Source organism: Streptomyces sp. DSM 118878, from assembly GCF_052936595.1.
Genome location: NZ_CP193622.1, coordinates 4,618,566 through 4,633,997 on the forward strand (window position 1 = coordinate 4,618,566; position 15,432 = coordinate 4,633,997).

A 15,432-nucleotide genomic window follows, 5' to 3' on the forward strand; every position below is an offset into this window, starting at 1 on the left:
ATAATCACGGGCGGTCGAAGAGGCGAGAGGGCTCGGTGCGTCACCCCAAGTCCGTCACCCCAAGTCCGTCACCCCATGTGGGACTTGACGTGGTCGATGACCTCGTCGAACTCCTTGGACGGCGAGAAGTCCACGTACTCACAGTCCTCGACCGCTTCCGGGGCGTGGCCGGGCGCCCAGTAGAAGGCCTGTCCGGCCTCGTAGATCTCGTCGCCGGCCTTCGTCCGCATCTTCAGCCGACCCTTGAGCAGGTAACCCCAGTGAGGGCACTGGCACAGATCATCGGGCTGCCCCACAAGGGCGGGCGCCAGGTTCGCGCCTTGAGGAAGCCGCACGAACGCGGCGGTCATGTTTCCCCCGACCGCCTGCGTGCGCAGCTCAACGCCATCGCCTTCGATCGCCACGGGAGCATCGCTCCGCCTCGTCGCTGTCATGGCTCCTCCGCGATCGGCGTTCATCCAGGAATGCGGGTAGACAAATCCGCCACGTTTCCAGTGTGACGCCAGCCACTTGGGCGCGCGACCGGAGAGGCCCGAGCAGAGCGCCGGTGTCGGCAGCGGGCCCCATGTGGACCACGAATCCCGCGAGACGCCCTGGACCGGTACGCTGTACCCGCTCCGTCCCTGGTGGGCGGTGCGTAGGTGGGTTGCCCGAGCGGCCTAAGGGAACGGTCTTGAAAACCGTCGTGGCGCGAGTCACCGTGGGTTCAAATCCCACACCCACCGCCAGTGAGAACGGCCCTTGACCAGCAGAATTGGTCGGGGGCCGTTGGCGTCGCAACTCGCTGCGAGCGTCCGGGGGACCCCGCTGTTCCCCGGTGGATCGGGCACGAGAGGGGCACGGGATGGACTGGGGCGCACTTGCCACTATTGCAGTTGGCCTAGTGGGATTGGGCGGCGTTGTGCTGCAGCGCCGCTATACCAGAGCGCGAGGTCGTGATCGAGCGAAGGCCGATCTGGAGCTGTTGGCCCTCCTGCCCGAGGACAGCACAGTTCGTGAGAACCTACGTGATCACATCGATGAGACTATCCAACACATCATCAAGGTTGAAGATTCAGAACGGCGTGACCCCTTCGGCATCGTCCTTGGAGGCCTCTTCCTGATCGCTGGGGGCTGCCTGTTTTGGGCCTTTGCCGTCTATAGCGGATGGTGGCTCGCCGTAGGTGGAGGCTTCTTCGTCTTCTTCGGGATCGTTGGCCTCACCCTCGATGGCCCGAGTAAACAAAGGGATGCGCGAGGTAACGTCATCTGAGCGGACCAGGTTGATGGACCGTGGTGGCGGAGGCCATGGATTGACCTGGCGGGGCGCCGCCCGTCGATTGAGAACGGCGTCCCGTGCGGTACACACACTTGAGTTCAGCTACTTGATGTCTGTCCAGTCGAGCGCCGCCGTGATGTTCTCCGGGGGCTCCACCACATCCATGCGACGGTTCCACTTGCCGTCAGCGTCCAGGCCCCGCGTTTGTCCTTGACCAGTCGGGGCGTGACCGTGGCGAGGACTCACCGGGCCAGCAAACGGCAAAGCCCCGGCGGTCCAACCTGGTCGAGGTCAGACCGCCGGGGCAGACGTCGTTCTTGAGTTACGAGGGGTAGAGCCCGCCCTGCACCGGGTTACGGGGGAAAGCCACCGATACGGGACGGGAGTTCATGGTGGAGGGAAGCCCTCCCACGGGGCCGTAGGGGAACGAAATCCCGTAGGAGGGTGCGCAACTCATGGGCGCGCGTCACAGACCAGAGACAGCGGGATCGCCATGACAGATGCCCAGATCGCGAAGCCGAGCACCAGGCCCATACCCCAGCCATCGGAGGTGACCCTCCAGCCTCGCAAGGCTCGTCTCTGTGGCCTCTCTCGATGACTCATCGCTTCTCTGACTCGATCAGTGCGCCGTGAGGCGTCTCGATTGAAAGCCGCAGTGGGCCGCCTGGTGGGACCGGGTCCGGGTTCGGCGGGCAAGGCGGCGTGGTGGCGAGCGGCTGTACTCTCAACATGCCTACTCCCTTTGCTGGGGGTGGGTGGACTCGCCCCGATCGATCGACCTGCCAGGGTTTCCGTCGGTCGGGGTGAGCTCTTTCTTATTGATCGGCTTGTTGCACCAGATGCAGTCACTTCCTTCTCGCGCGTCCCACAGGATGATCGCTGTGCAGTTCGCGCACTTCGGAAGACTCGTGGGCTCGTTCCGGCTTGATCTCCTAGTGGCGAGCATCGTGTTCTGTCCCAACCTGTGTCGGCACTGGGTTGTCGGGGGAGTCGAGCCAGATCGTGTAGTTCTCGGCCCCGGTGGTCGTCATTCCGAACCGGTTGAAACCCGGTCGCCCTTGGCTGTCCCACCATCTCCAAGCAGCCTCCAACTCGTCTCCAAGCAGCCTCCAACTCGTCCCAGAGGCGGCGAGGCCCATCCTGGGCAACCACGTATTCGTCCAGGCCGCTGGCGTAATCAGCCGAGGCCCAGCTATCCGTAGACGTGTCTGCCAGCCAGAACCGGTAGGAGTCCTTCACGGTGAACTCGACCTTGCAATACAGGTCGGGTACCTGGATGCCGATGGCGAACATGTGGATCCAGTCCCCCACGTCATCCGGTGAGAGCGACGTGGACGTGAGCGGGGCGCCGCCCGGCCAATCCGCAACGTTCAGGCGCCTACAGGGTGCCGTGAACGATTTCCTGTGCCCGGACATCCGCATGAATGCCGACGAGCCCACGAAGTTCCCGGACGCGGTCCCCCGCTCATCGATCTCCAGACGCACGATGGCTTCGCCGCCGTACTGGGGTCCCCAGGGGGCGACGATGACCGACCCGGATTGAGCCTGACCAATCCACTGCGAAGGGATCGCCCCGACTGAACAGGTTGCGATGATCCGGTCGTAAGGACTGTTCGTGCCGTAGCCGCGCTCACCGTCCCCGATGATCAGATCCGGGCTGAACCCTGAGCAGTTGAGGCGCCCTCGCGCATCCTCGACGAGGACGCCGTCTTTCTCGATGCTGGTCACGTTCTTGTCCCCAGCTCGGTAGCTGAGGAGCGCGGTGTTCCATCCCCGCCCGGTGCCGATTTCGAGCACTTTGTGGCCGTGCTGAAGGTCGAGCGCGCCGAGCATGGTGAACACGATCGTCGGCATGGAGATTGACGAGGTCGGAGTACGCCCCTTATCGGGACCGTCATACCTGCCGTCGTCCCATTGCGTGGTGATCGGTACATCGCTGTAGACGACGCGGTACCAGGCCATCGGGTCGTTGGAACGTCGGACCCGCGCCCCCTGACGGTTGCCCCCGGCATTGCCAGGCCAGATGTCGTCAGGGACGAATCCCTCTCGAGGGTTGGCCCTATATGCGGGAAGCCAGTCCGACGGCAGCACGCCGCTTTCAAGCAGCTTGACGGCGAGCGTGTCCGGGGAGGCTTCAAGCGCGGCTTCCTCTTGGCTCGACACGTTCACTTACCGTCCGCCGGGCCCTGACCGTCGCTGGAGTTGCCCCCTTCGTCCGAGCCGCCGCCGCCGTGCTTGTTGCCGCTGTCACTGTCGTCCTGGGGGTTGCCTGCGAGAATCCACCAAGCCGTCATGGGAGTTGCCCCTCTGTCGTCGTGGTCTAGCTGTCAGTAATGATGAAACTGCTCAGGGACAAGATCAGTTCGCACACAGCCTGCACAACTACATTGCGCCAAGGGTGAGTTGGTGCCGCCGTCAACCTTGCCGTGGAAGAGTGACTACATGGAGAGCACACCCTCAGCAGGCGAAAACATTTCGGTCTTGCGCAAGGTGCGGGGCATCGGGCAGACCAAGATGGCCCGAGAGATGAACATCTCGCTGTCGTACTTGTCCAAGATCGAGACGTGCCAGCGTCCGGTCACTCCGCCTGTCGCTGCGGCTGCCGCGAGGGCTCTCCATGTCACGACGGCGCGCATCTACGGCCAGCCGTTCAGTGACCCCTCGGAGCAGTCCGATCGGCTCAATGACCTTCGCACGGCGGTGCGTCGTCACACCCTCCCGCGCGAGGACGTACCCGAGCCGACCACCTTGCAGGAGCAGCTAGCGAAGGCGTCACACCTGCGCGAGGAGGCCCGCTACCTCGAACTTCTGAGGATTCTCCCCAAGCTGCTAGGAGAGGTGACGGCCACCGCTTTCACCGCAGGCGGTGACGCAACCGCCTGGGGGTACGTGTCCGACGTGTACGGGTGCGCATATGCGGTTGCTCACCGGCTCGGACAGCCTGACCTTGCGGACATGATCGTCTCCCGCCAGTCGTGGGCTGCACAGCAGACCTGGAACCCTGACGCGGAGGCAGCCGCAGCTTGGAACGAAGCGGGCACCTACCAATCCGCAGGCCAGTACGATGACGGACTAGCCATCATCGAGCGAGCAATCTCCCGGTACGAGCAGGCGCCCGGAGAGGGCCGCGAGGCAGCCATAATGCTGGGCTCGCTCCACTTGCGTGGGATCGTGCTGGCATCTCGCCACAGGGACAAGAACGCCACCGCTGACCACCTTCGCGGGGCGAAACGTCACACCGAAACGGTCTCGAACGATGTGATCCTCCACAATCTGACCTTCGGCAAGGGGAACACGGCGCTCTACGAACTGGCCGCACATATCGAGCTTGAGAAGCTCGACGACGCCGTGACGATGTCCGATCCGCTCATGGTCGAACCCCCATCCGCACTAACGCCGAACAGGCTCGGCCGCCTCTTCATCGACGTCGCGCGCGCCCGCCTGGGGAAGAACGACATTCAAGGCGCCGAGGAGGCCCTGAAGAAGGCGTTCGAGGTGGCCCCCCAGATGGCGGAGATCCATCCCATGAGCCGAGAAGTTCTCCGTGTCCTCTTCGTGCTTCATCAGCGAGCGCGGCCCGATCTGCTCGCCATGGCCAAGCGTTCGGGACTGGCCGAGTAGCGCCGGACCGGAGCCAGTGGACCAGGTGTGGACCACCGGGGCGCGCCTCACTGGCGACAGGCCGGATTTTGGCAGGTCAGAGTGCCGGCCCCACCGAAAGCGCGCACGTTCTTGAAAACCGTCGTGGCGCGAGTCACCGTGGGTTCAAATCCCACACCCACCGCAGTGATTGACGGCCCCTGACCAGGCAAGACGGTCGGGGGCCGTCGCCGTGTCCACGTCTACCGGTTGATCGGAATCTCGTAGACGATCTCGGAGTGAGCGGCGGGCACGATGATGTCCGCCGTTTCGACCGGCCGTCCCTGGTCGCTGTAGTACGTCCGCCGGATGTGCGTGACGAGTGCGGCCTTCTGGATGCCGAGTAGAGGCGCTTCCTCGGTCGGTTCTTCTGGCGGTGCGCTGATGTCCTCTCGACGACGTAACCACACCACGGGTGCGCCGCTGACGCCCTATCGATCGGCTGCCTGCCACATCGGCACGCACTTCGAGTGCGCGGTGTCCCCTCCGGAGCTGGCGCCGGTCGGCATTCCGGGGACGAACTGAGGCTTCTCCCGCCGGGGCCGTCGTCTTTGACGTCACCGTGGCCGGTTCCGTCGCGGTGGCCGGGGCGTGGGGCTGGTCGAGATCGCGATCGCGTGGATGGAGCGCAGGAGTTGCGGGTCGTCTGTTTCCCAGTGCCATGCGTACCAACTTTGGGTGTTTCGGTTCGCAAGGGCGGCATCAGTGGCAGGGTGGGGGGGGGCAGAAGCGGCTGAGGGCCGGGAGGCCGATCGCGGGTGGGTTCCACCCGTCGCATGTCCTGATGTCAGTCCGGGAACGAGTGGTTGTGTCCGAGGACCGTGAACACATTCTGCTGCGCTTGTTCCTCGACGCGGCGGACACCCTCGTCGAGGACTTCGACCCCGTCGACTTCCTGATGAACCTGGCGGATCAGACGGCTGTGCTGCTGGAGGTGCCGAAGGCCGGAATCGTACTCAAGAGCAAAGGGTCCGCGCCCTTACCGGTGGCCGCCTCTGACGACAACGCCGAGCTGCTGGACATGCTGCGCCACCACGAGGAAGGGCCCTGGCTGGACTGCTTGCGTACCGATCAGCCGGTTCTGGCAGCCGGCTGGGAAGAAGTGGAGCGCCGCTGGCCCGCCGCGGCGGCAGACCTTCAGGCGCTGGGGCATCCGCGCATCACCACGCTGCCCATGCGGCTGCGCGAGGAGACGGTTGGTGGACTGTGCCTCTTCCATGACCGTCCCATATCCGCCCGGGATGTGTATCTGGCGCAGAGTCTGGCGAACATGGCAGCCATCGGCCTGCTCCAGCAGCGGGCCATCGCGGAGGGCGTAAAGCTCAACGGACAGCTCCACCGGGCTCTGGAGAGCCACCACCGGATCCAGCAGGCGAAGGGCTTCATGAAGGCCCGCCTCTCCATCGGCCCCGAAGAAGCCTTCAGGCTCCTGCGCGACACAGCCCGCCATCGTCAGCAGCTGTTGTCCGTTCTCGCCGAGCAGATCCTCACCGATCCCCGGGGAACCGACCTCCTGTTGAAGGCGCCGAACTCCCACACCACCCTTCGTCCGAAACCCTCCTGAGACTGAGGCTGAGACTGAGACTGAGGCTGAGACTGAGCTGATTCGGGTCCGGGGCAGGCTCAGGCCGCGTGGGGGAACGGCCCCTGACCAGGTGGACCGGTCGGGGGCCGCGTCCGTGTCACAGACGGTCGTCGGGGTGGGCGCCGGCTCCGGTGCCGCGATGGCTGCCCGTGTCGGGTGTCTTCCGCCGACGCGGGATGAGACCGAGCAGACCAAGAAGACCGGCGAGGCCCCAGAGGCCCCATCCTCCGTTGTCGTCATCCTTGTCGTCGTCGTCCGGCGCCTGGACCGGGGCGGCCTGCGCCACGGTGGCCTGTGCCACGGTTGCCTGGGCCATCGCCGGAGTCTGCGCTTCCGCGGTGGCGACAGCGGGTCCCGCGAGGAGAGCGGCGGTCAGGAGAGCACCGATAGTCGTGCGACGCATAGTTCCTCCTTGCATGACCCACGACGGGGTCTCGCACCCCATGGCGCGTGACGCCGGGGGGCCGCGCAACTCCGGAGGGCCCAAAACCCCCTCCTGAAGTGCGGCTGCGCCCATTTACCGGGGCTGTGCGGATCACCGCGGGCATTAGGGCAAACGGGTGATTCCGTTCTCTCCGCCGCTCCGGCTTCCGGCCCCGTTGCTCTACGCGTGCCCCGTCAGCCGTGCCGCCGACGCGATCGTCGCGTGGGCCTCGTGTTCCGTGAGGCCCACGCGGAGGGCGGCGGCCACGAGGTGGGGGGCCAGGGCCTCGCCGAAGTCGTTCTCGTAGGCACGGCATGCGGCCCAGAAGAGGCGGGTGTTGCGCTGTCCCTCGTGCGCCGCCAGTACGAACTGGACGAGGCCTTGGCCTTGTTGTGCGCCGCCGGGCCCGTTCGCGCGGGGCCTGGTGCGGTGCGGCGGGCGCGGCGGTGGGGTGAGCAGGCGCAGCAGGGCCGGCGGGCAGGGCGCGGGCGGCAGGTGGGCCGTGCCGGGGGCGGTGCCGTAGACGCCGTGTTCGGTGTGGGAGCCGGGGCCCACGAGGTAGCCGCCGGCGCCTCGGATGTCGATGCCGGGGGCCAGCCTCCCCGCCGAGTTCGGCACCACGGTGCCCGGCGGCCCGGCCAGCCAGATGTGGCGGCCACCGCTCGGCGTGGTGACGACGACGGTCTCGGGGATCGTGAAGAGGTGCCGCAGCGCGATCTCACGCAGGGCCGCGGAGGCGTCGTTGCCGGACTTGGTGTCCAGGTCGATGCCGATCAGATGGTGCGGGGGCAGCCCGCAGGCGATGCCGTAGCCGGTGGCCCGGGGGGCGGCGGCGAAGAGCTCGCGGATGCGCCGCGGGTCGCTCGACGCGTCGTACACCCCGTGACCGGGGCGGCCGCACTCGCCGTGACAGGGGCGGTGGCCGGTCATCGGCTCGGCCGGGGACAGGGGGTGCGGAGAGCGCACCGCCGGCAGTTTCGTACGGGACAGCGGGATCACCGCGAGCCCGCGCTCGGCGGCGGACAGGGCGTGCGCGAGCGCGAGGGCGGCGGCATGGCGGTCGGTGATGGCCATGCGATTAGTTTCGTACGTACGTTCGAAGAAGGGAAGAGGTTGCCGTCCGGGACGGGTCCGGAGGGGCGTTTCGCGCGCCAGAACAAGCCCCTCCTGCGCGCGGTCGCCGTAACGCTTCGCCCCTTGGGAGACCTGGAGCGGGTGGCATGGGCGCCCGCGCGTGAGCGGGGGTTTTGGGACAGTCCCGCGCCCCGAAGTGCGCACCGGGTGTTTATCGGCAAGCCCTCACGCTTGAGGGGGATTCCATGCTCCCGGGGTGGTTCGACGGGGATTCGGTGGGCGACTCTGATCCCGCGACGTCGTGCAGCACTTCAAGGCGGTCGACCGGATCCTCAGGGCGGTCGGCCGGTACTTCAGGGCGGTCGACCGGTACTTCAGGCCGTCGGCCGACTGTTTTGGCCAAGCCGTACTTTTCGGTACCTCCGGCTCTTCGCCGGTGCGTACTCCTGTTCCGGAGGAATAAGACATGGCAAGCATCCGTACCGCCCGCGTCATCGCCGCCGCCGCGGCGCTGCCCCTGGCCGCCGCCCTCTTCACGGGCGTCGCGACGGCGGACAACGGCGCCATCGCGGGCAACGGGTCGAACGCCGGGGTGGCGACCGTCAACGGCAGTGGCGTCGGGGGCAACAACCACGGCAACTCGTCCACCACGCAGCAGCAGGCCGTCGGCAGCAATGCCTCGAACCAGAACAACAACGCGCAGGTGGACGACTCGGCGTGGACCCCGATCTACCAGTCCAACTCGAACGTCACCGTCAACTTCACCGAGCTCTGGTGAGCCGGAACCCCGCGGAGCCGCTCGGTACGGCTCCGCGGGGTGGGCGCGACCAGCGCTCAGGGGTGTGAGGGGTAGTGGGTCCTGTGCGGCGACGCTTCGGCGTCGCCGCACAGTCGTGTGTGCCGTCGCGCAGCCGCGTGTGCCGCCGCACAGCCGTGTGTGGGGGCGCGATGTCTTGACAGCTATGTGATAACTGACGGACAGTCAGAAACCGTCAGGAGTCCGCAGGGGAAGCCGGTGAGGGGTGGGGAGCGGGTGAGGGGTGGGGAGGCGGTGGGCGAGGGGGTCCCGTACGCGGAGCTGAAGGCGTTCGAGGGGCGGGCCGCCGCCGTGGCGGGGCGCGGCAAGGACCCGGTCAACGCGCCCATGATCAGGCACTGGTGCGAGGCCATGGGCGACGCCAACCCGGCGTACGTGGGCCCGGATCAGGTGGCGCCCCCGACGATGTTGCAGGCGTGGACGATGGGTGGGCTCTCCGGGCACGAGGGGCGTTCGGACGCGTACGACACGTTGCTCGCCCTGCTCGACGGGGCTGGCTACACCTCGGTCGTCGCCACCGACTGCGAGCAGGAGTACGTACGGGCGCTGCGGCCCGGTGACCTGATCACCTTCGACGCGGTGATCGAGTCGGTGTCCGAGCGCAAGACGACCAAGCTCGGCACGGGCCACTTCGTCACCACGCGGATGGACGTCAGGGCGGACGGTGAGCTCGCCGGCACGCACCGCTTCCGCATCCTCAAGTACGCCCCCGCCGGGCGCCGGGAGCCGGTGGCGGAGCGGCCTGGGCCGGTGGCCGAGCGACCTGGGCCGGTGGCCGGGCGGCCCGGGCCCGGAGTCGGGCCCGGGGCCGGAGTCGGGCCCGGGGCCGAGCGGCCTCGGCCGGTGGTCAACCGGGACAACGCCGGGTTCTGGGAGGGAGTCGCCGCCCACCGTCTGCTGATCCAGCGCTGCGGCGGCTGCGGTTTGCTGCGTTTCCCCTGGTCGCCGGGGTGCAACGCCTGCGGCTGTGCCGAGTGGGACACGGTGGCGGCGAGCGGCGAGGGCACGGTCTACTCGTACGTCGTGATGCACCATCCGCCCTTCCCTGCCTTCGATCCTCCCTACGCGGTGGGGCTCGTCGAACTGGCGGAAGGCGTGCGGATCATCAGCAACGTCGTCGGGGTGCCGTACGACGAGGTACGGATCGGGATGCCGGTGCGGCTGGAGTTCCAGCGGGTGGACGAGGAGCTCGAACTGCCGGTGTTCCGCGCCACGGTCGACGGCTGCGCCACGGGTGAAGGCGGCGCCACGGGTGACGGCGGTACCCCGGTCGACGGCGGCGCCCCGCGCGGCAACGGGGCCCCGAGCATATGAACCCCGGTGGAGCCGCCGGCGGGAAGGGTCGTATGAGGCCAGGTGAGGCGCTGCCGCCACTGAAGGTGCCGATCACGCGCACCCTGATCGTCGCCGGGGCCATCGCCTCCCGCGACTACCAGGACGTGCACCACGACGCGGAGCTCGCGCGGGCGAAGGGATCGCCCGACATCTTCATGAACATCCTGACGACGAACGGTCTCGTCGGCCGCTACATCACCGACCACTTCGGCCCCACGGCGATCCTGCGCAAGGTGGCGATACGGCTCGGCGCGCCCAATCACCCCGGCGACACCATGGTCCTGACCGGCGTCGTCGAGCGGGTCGACGCATCGCCCGCGGGCGAGACGGCCACCGTCAGGGTCGTCGGGGCCAACGGCATCGGCAGACACGTCACCGGCACCGTGACCGTGACCGTCCCGGCCCCGGCGGGAGGCGCCGCATGAGTGTCCGTACGCGCGACAGCCTCGGCGGCAGGGCGGCGATCGCCGGCATCGGGGCGACGGAGTTCTCCAAGGACTCCGGGCGCAGTGAGCTGAAGCTGGCGGTGGAGGCCGTGCGGGCGGCGCTCGACGACGCGGGGCTCGCTCCCGCCGACGTCGACGGCATGGTCACCTTCACCATGGACACCAGCCCGGAGATCACGGTGGCCCAGGCGGCGGGCATCGGCGAGCTGTCCTTCTTCTCCCGCGTCCACTATGGCGGCGGCGCGGCCTGCGCCACCGTGCAGCAGGCGGCGCTCGCGGTGGCGTCGGGCGTGGCCGAAGTCGTGGTCTGCTACCGGGCGTTCAATGAGCGCTCGGGGCGGAGGTTCGGCTCCGGGGTGCAGCGGCGCGAGGCGTCCGCCGAGGGAGCCGCGCTCGGCTGGGCCCTGCCGTTCGGCCTGCTGACCCCCGCCTCCTGGGTGGCGATGGCGGCCCAGCGCTATCTCCACGCGTACGGGCTCACGCCGGACGCCTTCGGACCCGTGGCGGTGACGGACAGGAAGTACGCGGCGACCAACCCGGCGGCGTACTTCCACGGGAAGCCGATCACCCTCGCGGACCACGCCGCCTCCCGCTGGATCGTCGAACCCCTGCGGCTCCTGGACTGCTGCCAGGAGACGGACGGCGGCCAGGCGATCGTCGTGACCAGCGTCGAACGGGCCCGCGATCTGCCGCACCCCCCTGCCGTGATCACGGCGGCGGCGCAGGGCGCGGGCCGGGCTCAGGAGCAGATGACCAGCTTCTACCGCGACGACCTGACCGGGCTCCCGGAGATGAGCGTCGTGGCGGCGCAGCTCTGGCGGACGTCGGGGCTCGGGCCGGCCGACATCGACGTCGGCATCCTCTACGACCACTTCACGCCGTTCGTGCTGACGCAGCTGGAGGAGTTCGGGTTCTGCGGCCCGGGTGAGGCGGCGGGGTTCGTCGCCGAGGAGCGGCTGCCGCTCAACACCCACGGCGGCCAGCTCGGCGAGGCGTACCTCCACGGGATGAACGGCATAGCCGAGGCCGTCCGGCAGGTGCGCGGCACATCCGTGAACCAGATTCAAGGTGCCGCGCGCACGCTGGTCACGGCCGGCACGGGTGTCCCCACATCGGGGCTGATATTGGGGTCGGACGGCTGAACGCGCGCGTGTCCTCGGGCCGTGGCGGGGCCCGGGCCGTTCACTACGGCGTATGCGTTTCCGAAAAATGATCATTGGACTTGTCCTGGTCCTTGCCGCACTCTCCCTCGACATGACCGCGTCCCCGCCGCGCGCCTCGGCCATCCCCACCGACAGCGACGCGACGGCCGCGGCGTCCGACACCACGGCATCCGCCACGGCACCCGGCACGGCACCCGGCACCGTATCCGCCACGGCACCCGGCAAGGCGCCCACCACGGCAGCCGCCGAGGCGCCCACCACGGAGCCTCCCGCGGCGCCCACCACGGCTTCCACCGCGGCGCCCGCCAAGACGCCCGCCAAGACGCCCGCCACAGAGCCGGCCAAGGAGCCCGTCAAGCAGCCGGTCAGGGAGCCCGTCAAGGAGCCCGACAACGCACCCGTCAAGGCGCCGGCCAAGGTGTCCACCTTCCGTGGCTACGCATTCGACACCTGCATCGCGCCCACCGTCGACACCATGCGCCGCTGGAAGAACTCCAAGTACCGCGCCGTCGGCGTCTACTACGCGGGCCGCGGCCGTGCCTGCAAGAACCAGCCGAACCTGAGCCGGAGCTGGATGCGCGCGGTGCACGCCGCCGGGTGGCGGGTCCTTCCGGTGTACGTGGGCTCGCAGTCGCCCTGCGTCAGCGCGAAGAACAAGAAGGGGGTACCCATCGGCCGGTACCCGACGACCCAGGGCAAGAACGAGGGCCGCGACGCGGTCCGCAGGGCCAAGGCGTACGGCATCCAGGCGGGCAGCGCGCTGTACCTGGACATGGAGGCGTACGCGTACAAGCAGAAGGCGTGCGGCCGCACCACGCTCGCCTTCATCCAGGCCTGGAACCGCGCGGTGCGCGCGAGCGGCTACCTGCCCGGCTTCTACAGCAGCGCCGACTCCGGCGTGCGGCACATGGACGTGGCCCGGCGGGCGGGCAAGAAGGACCTCCCGTCGGTGATGTGGTTCGCGCGCTGGCGCACCACGCCGCGCCTGTACGGTGAGCCGGCTCTCGGGGACAACGCCTGGCGGCCCGCGCGCCGCATCCACCAGTACGCGGGGAACGTCAGGGAGCGGCACGGCGGGCGCACGCTGTTGATCGACCGCAACCTGGTGCACGCCCCCGTGGCGCGCTTCCGGTAGCCGCCCGCGCCGGCCCCGGTGCCCGCGCGCCGGGGCGGCTCTCAGGGGTGAACCCTCAGGGGTGTGCTCCGCCTCCTCCACCTGTAGGAGGTGGGGCAGACCCCACTCGTACAACCTGAGGCGGACAGCGCTTCGGGACCTGGGGCCGATCCGCTGAAGTAGGGGGCGCTTCTAGCGTGGAGCCATGACCGCATCCATGGTGTCCGTGTGCACCAGCGCATCGAAGGCCGCGGCGCGGGGGACGGGTTCGGCACGGGCCGCGGGGCCCTTCGCCTACCCGTCGTTCGCGTCCTACGTACGGGCCCGCCAGCCCGTACTGCTGCGCACCGCCCGCTCGCTGACCGCGAACCCGAGCGATGCCGAGGACCTGCTCCAGACCGCTCTGACCAAGACGTATGTGGCGTGGGACCGGATCGAGGACCATCGCGCGCTCGACGGTTACGTGCGCCGCGCCCTGCTGAACACGCGCACCTCGCAGTGGCGCAAGCGCAAGGTCGACGAGTTCGCGTGCGACGAGCTGCCGGAGCCCGATGTGACGCCGGTCGGGGACCCGGCCGAGCAGCAGGTGCTCCGCGACGCGATGTGGCAGGCGATCATGAAGCTGCCGACGCGGCAGCGGGCGATGGTCGTCCTCAGGTACTACGAGGACCTCAGCGAGGCCCAGACCGCGGAGGTGCTCGGCGTCTCCATCGGCACGGTGAAGAGCGCGGTGTCGCGCGCCCTCGGCAAACTCCGCGACGACCCGGAGCTCACCCCGGTCCGCTGACCCCGCACGGCCGAGCCGATGATCGATCATTCCCTTGAGTAGTGACATACCGACCGGTATGCGCGCAGAATCAGCGCAGCCCCTACTGCCGCGTAGGCAATGTCGCCCCAGGAGGACGCCGTGCTGAGCACGATGCAGGACGTACCGCTGACCGTCACCCGCATCCTCCGTCACGGGTCGACCGTGCACGGGACGTCCCAGGTCATCACCTGGACCGGCGACGGCGCCCCGCAGCGCCGCAGCTTCCGCGAGATAGGCGAACGCACCGCACAGCTCGCCCACGCCCTGCGCGAGGACCTCGGCGTCACGGACGACGAGCGCGTGGCGACGTTCATGTGGAACAACGCCGAGCACGTCGAGGCCTATTACGCCGTGCCCTGCATGGGCGCCGTCCTGCACACCCTCAATCTGCGGCTGCCCGCGGACCAGCTCACGTGGATCGTCGACCACGCCGCGGACCGCGTCATCATCGTCAACGGCTCCCTCCTCGGCCTCCTCGCGCCGCTGCTCCCCCAGATGCCGGGCGTCGAGCACATCGTGGTCTCCGGGCCCGGCGACCGCTCCCTCCTGGCGGGCGCGCGGGCCCAGGTCCACGAGTACGAGGAGCTGCTCGCCGGGAAGCCCACCGGCTACGACTGGCCCGAGCTGGACGAACGCGCGGCCGCCGCCATGTGCTACACCTCCGGCACCACCGGTGACCCCAAGGGCGTCGTCTACTCCCACCGCTCCATCTACCTGCACTCCATGCAGGTCAACATGGCCCAGTCGATGGGCCTGTCCGACACGGACACCTCCCTGGTCGTCGTCCCGCAGTTCCACGTGAACGCCTGGGGGCTGCCGCACGCCACCCTCATGACCGGCGTCAACATGCTGATGCCGGACCGCTTCCTCCAGCCCGCACCGCTCGCCGAGATGATCGAGGCCGAGCGGCCCACCCACGCCGCCGCCGTCCCCACCATCTGGCAGGGCCTGCTCGCCGAGCTCACCGCGAAGCCGCGCGACGTCAGCTCCCTCCGTCAGGTCACCATCGGCGGATCGGCCTGCCCGCCGTCCCTGATGGAGGCCTTCGACGGCCTCGGCATGCGGGTCTGCCACGCCTGGGGCATGACGGAGACGTCACCGCTCGGCACGATCGCCCGGCCGCCGGCCCACGCGATCGGCACCGACGAGGAGTTCGGCTACCGGCTCACCCAGGGCCGCTTCCCCGCGTCCGTCGAAGCCCGCCTGGTCGGCCCCGGCGGTGAACGCCTCCCCTGGGACGGCGAGTCGGCCGGTGAGCTGGAGGTGCGCGGCCCCTGGATCGCGGGCGCCTACTACGGCGGCGCGGGCGGCGAGAGCCTCAGGCCGGACGACAAGTTCAGCGAGGACGGCTGGCTGAAGACCGGTGACGTCGGCGTGATCAGCTCCGACGGCTTCCTCACCCTCACCGACCGGGCGAAGGACGTCATCAAGTCGGGCGGCGAGTGGATCTCGTCGGTCGAGCTGGAGAACGCCCTGATGGCCCACCCCGACATCGCGGAGGCCGCCGTGGTGGCCGTCCCCGACGACAAGTGGGGCGAACGCCCGCTCGCCACGGTCGTCCTGAAGGAGGACGCCACCGCCGACTACGCCGCTCTCCGCGACTTCCTCGCCGGCACCGTCGCCAAGTGGCAGCTCCCCGAGCGCTGGGCCACCATCGCCGCCGTCCCCAAGACCAGCGTCGGCAAGTTCGACAAGAAGGTCCTGCGCAGGCAGTACGCCGACGGGGAACTGGACGTCACCCAGCTCTGACCCCACGGGCCCCGTGGCCC

15 protein-coding genes, 1 tRNA gene and 1 pseudogene are annotated in these 15,432 nt (G+C 68.8%); 11 read left to right on the forward strand and 6 right to left on the reverse strand.

Annotated features, from left to right (window positions below):
- Positions 1–68: 68 nt before the first annotated feature.
- Positions 69–434, reverse strand: coding sequence for a hypothetical protein (locus tag ACRAKF_RS20505; RefSeq protein ID WP_447038635.1), 366 nt, complete (start codon positions 432–434; stop codon positions 69–71).
- A gap of 206 nt (positions 435–640) precedes the next feature.
- On the opposite strand from ACRAKF_RS20505, the gene ACRAKF_RS20510 reads away from it, so the two are divergent.
- Positions 641–728 (forward strand) — tRNA-Ser (locus ACRAKF_RS20510).
- A 116-nt stretch (positions 729–844) separates the two neighbouring features.
- Complete coding sequence (locus tag ACRAKF_RS20515) at positions 845–1,252, forward strand: hypothetical protein (protein WP_447038636.1); 408 nt, start codon at positions 845–847, stop codon at positions 1,250–1,252.
- Positions 1,253–1,711: 459 nt separating this feature from the next.
- Here ACRAKF_RS20515 and ACRAKF_RS20520 read toward each other — a convergent pair whose 3' ends face one another.
- Positions 1,712–3,220 carry an rRNA adenine N-6-methyltransferase family protein gene (locus ACRAKF_RS20520; RefSeq protein WP_447042075.1) on the reverse strand — a complete coding sequence of 503 codons (1,509 nt, stop codon included), beginning with the start codon at positions 3,218–3,220 and terminating at the stop codon, positions 1,712–1,714.
- A gap of 203 nt (positions 3,221–3,423) precedes the next feature.
- Positions 3,424–3,552: a hypothetical protein gene (locus tag ACRAKF_RS20525; protein WP_447038637.1), complete on the reverse strand. Its 129-nt coding sequence runs from the start codon at positions 3,550–3,552 to the stop codon at positions 3,424–3,426.
- Between the two features lie 148 nt (positions 3,553–3,700).
- On the opposite strand from ACRAKF_RS20525, the gene ACRAKF_RS20530 reads away from it, so the two are divergent.
- Positions 3,701–4,879, forward strand: coding sequence for a helix-turn-helix domain-containing protein (locus ACRAKF_RS20530; protein WP_447038639.1), 1,179 nt, complete (start codon positions 3,701–3,703; stop codon positions 4,877–4,879).
- Positions 4,880–5,100: 221 nt separating this feature from the next.
- Here ACRAKF_RS20530 and ACRAKF_RS20535 read toward each other — a convergent pair.
- Positions 5,101–5,259: pseudogene (locus ACRAKF_RS20535) on the reverse strand (GntR family transcriptional regulator); the annotation flags it as partial.
- A gap of 446 nt (positions 5,260–5,705) precedes the next feature.
- Between ACRAKF_RS20535 and ACRAKF_RS20540 the strand changes: the two are divergent.
- Entirely contained in the window at positions 5,706–6,461 is a 756-nt protein-coding gene (locus tag ACRAKF_RS20540) for a GAF and ANTAR domain-containing protein (protein ID WP_447038641.1), read from the forward strand.
- A gap of 118 nt (positions 6,462–6,579) precedes the next feature.
- On the opposite strand, the gene ACRAKF_RS20545 is transcribed toward ACRAKF_RS20540, so the two are convergent.
- Positions 6,580–6,885 (reverse strand): WGxxGxxG family protein, encoded by a 306-nt coding sequence (locus ACRAKF_RS20545; protein WP_447038643.1) that lies wholly within the window; start codon positions 6,883–6,885, stop codon positions 6,580–6,582.
- 201 nt (positions 6,886–7,086) lie between these two features.
- Positions 7,087–7,980, reverse strand: a complete 894-nt coding sequence (locus ACRAKF_RS20550) for a bifunctional DNA primase/polymerase (RefSeq protein WP_447038645.1) — start codon at positions 7,978–7,980, stop codon at positions 7,087–7,089.
- 466 nt (positions 7,981–8,446) lie between these two features.
- Between ACRAKF_RS20550 and ACRAKF_RS20555 the strand changes: the two genes are divergently transcribed.
- From ACRAKF_RS20555 to ACRAKF_RS20585, 7 genes are all read left to right on the forward strand, one after another.
- Positions 8,447–8,758 (forward strand): hypothetical protein, encoded by a 312-nt coding sequence (locus tag ACRAKF_RS20555; RefSeq protein WP_447038646.1) that lies wholly within the window; start codon positions 8,447–8,449, stop codon positions 8,756–8,758.
- 273 nt (positions 8,759–9,031) lie between these two features.
- The gene (locus ACRAKF_RS20560) at positions 9,032–10,111 is read left to right on the forward strand and encodes a bifunctional MaoC family dehydratase N-terminal/OB-fold nucleic acid binding domain-containing protein (RefSeq protein WP_447038648.1); all 1,080 of its coding nucleotides are present in this window, start codon (positions 9,032–9,034) and stop codon (positions 10,109–10,111) included.
- 32 nt (positions 10,112–10,143) lie between these two features.
- Entirely contained in the window at positions 10,144–10,557 is a 414-nt protein-coding gene (locus ACRAKF_RS20565) for an acyl dehydratase (protein WP_447038650.1), read from the forward strand.
- Complete coding sequence (locus tag ACRAKF_RS20570) at positions 10,554–11,720, forward strand: lipid-transfer protein (protein WP_447038651.1); 1,167 nt, start codon at positions 10,554–10,556, stop codon at positions 11,718–11,720. The genes ACRAKF_RS20565 and ACRAKF_RS20570 overlap by 4 nt, the downstream gene beginning before the upstream one ends.
- A 67-nt stretch (positions 11,721–11,787) precedes the next feature.
- Positions 11,788–12,876 (forward strand): DUF1906 domain-containing protein, encoded by a 1,089-nt coding sequence (locus ACRAKF_RS20575; protein WP_447038653.1) that lies wholly within the window; start codon positions 11,788–11,790, stop codon positions 12,874–12,876.
- Positions 12,877–13,060: 184 nt separating this feature from the next.
- Positions 13,061–13,642, forward strand: coding sequence for a SigE family RNA polymerase sigma factor (locus ACRAKF_RS20580; protein WP_447038655.1), 582 nt, complete (start codon positions 13,061–13,063; stop codon positions 13,640–13,642).
- A 99-nt stretch (positions 13,643–13,741) separates the two neighbouring features.
- The gene (locus ACRAKF_RS20585) at positions 13,742–15,412 is read left to right on the forward strand and encodes a long-chain fatty acid--CoA ligase (protein WP_447038656.1); all 1,671 of its coding nucleotides are present in this window, start codon (positions 13,742–13,744) and stop codon (positions 15,410–15,412) included.
- Positions 15,413–15,432: the final 20 nt, after the last annotated feature.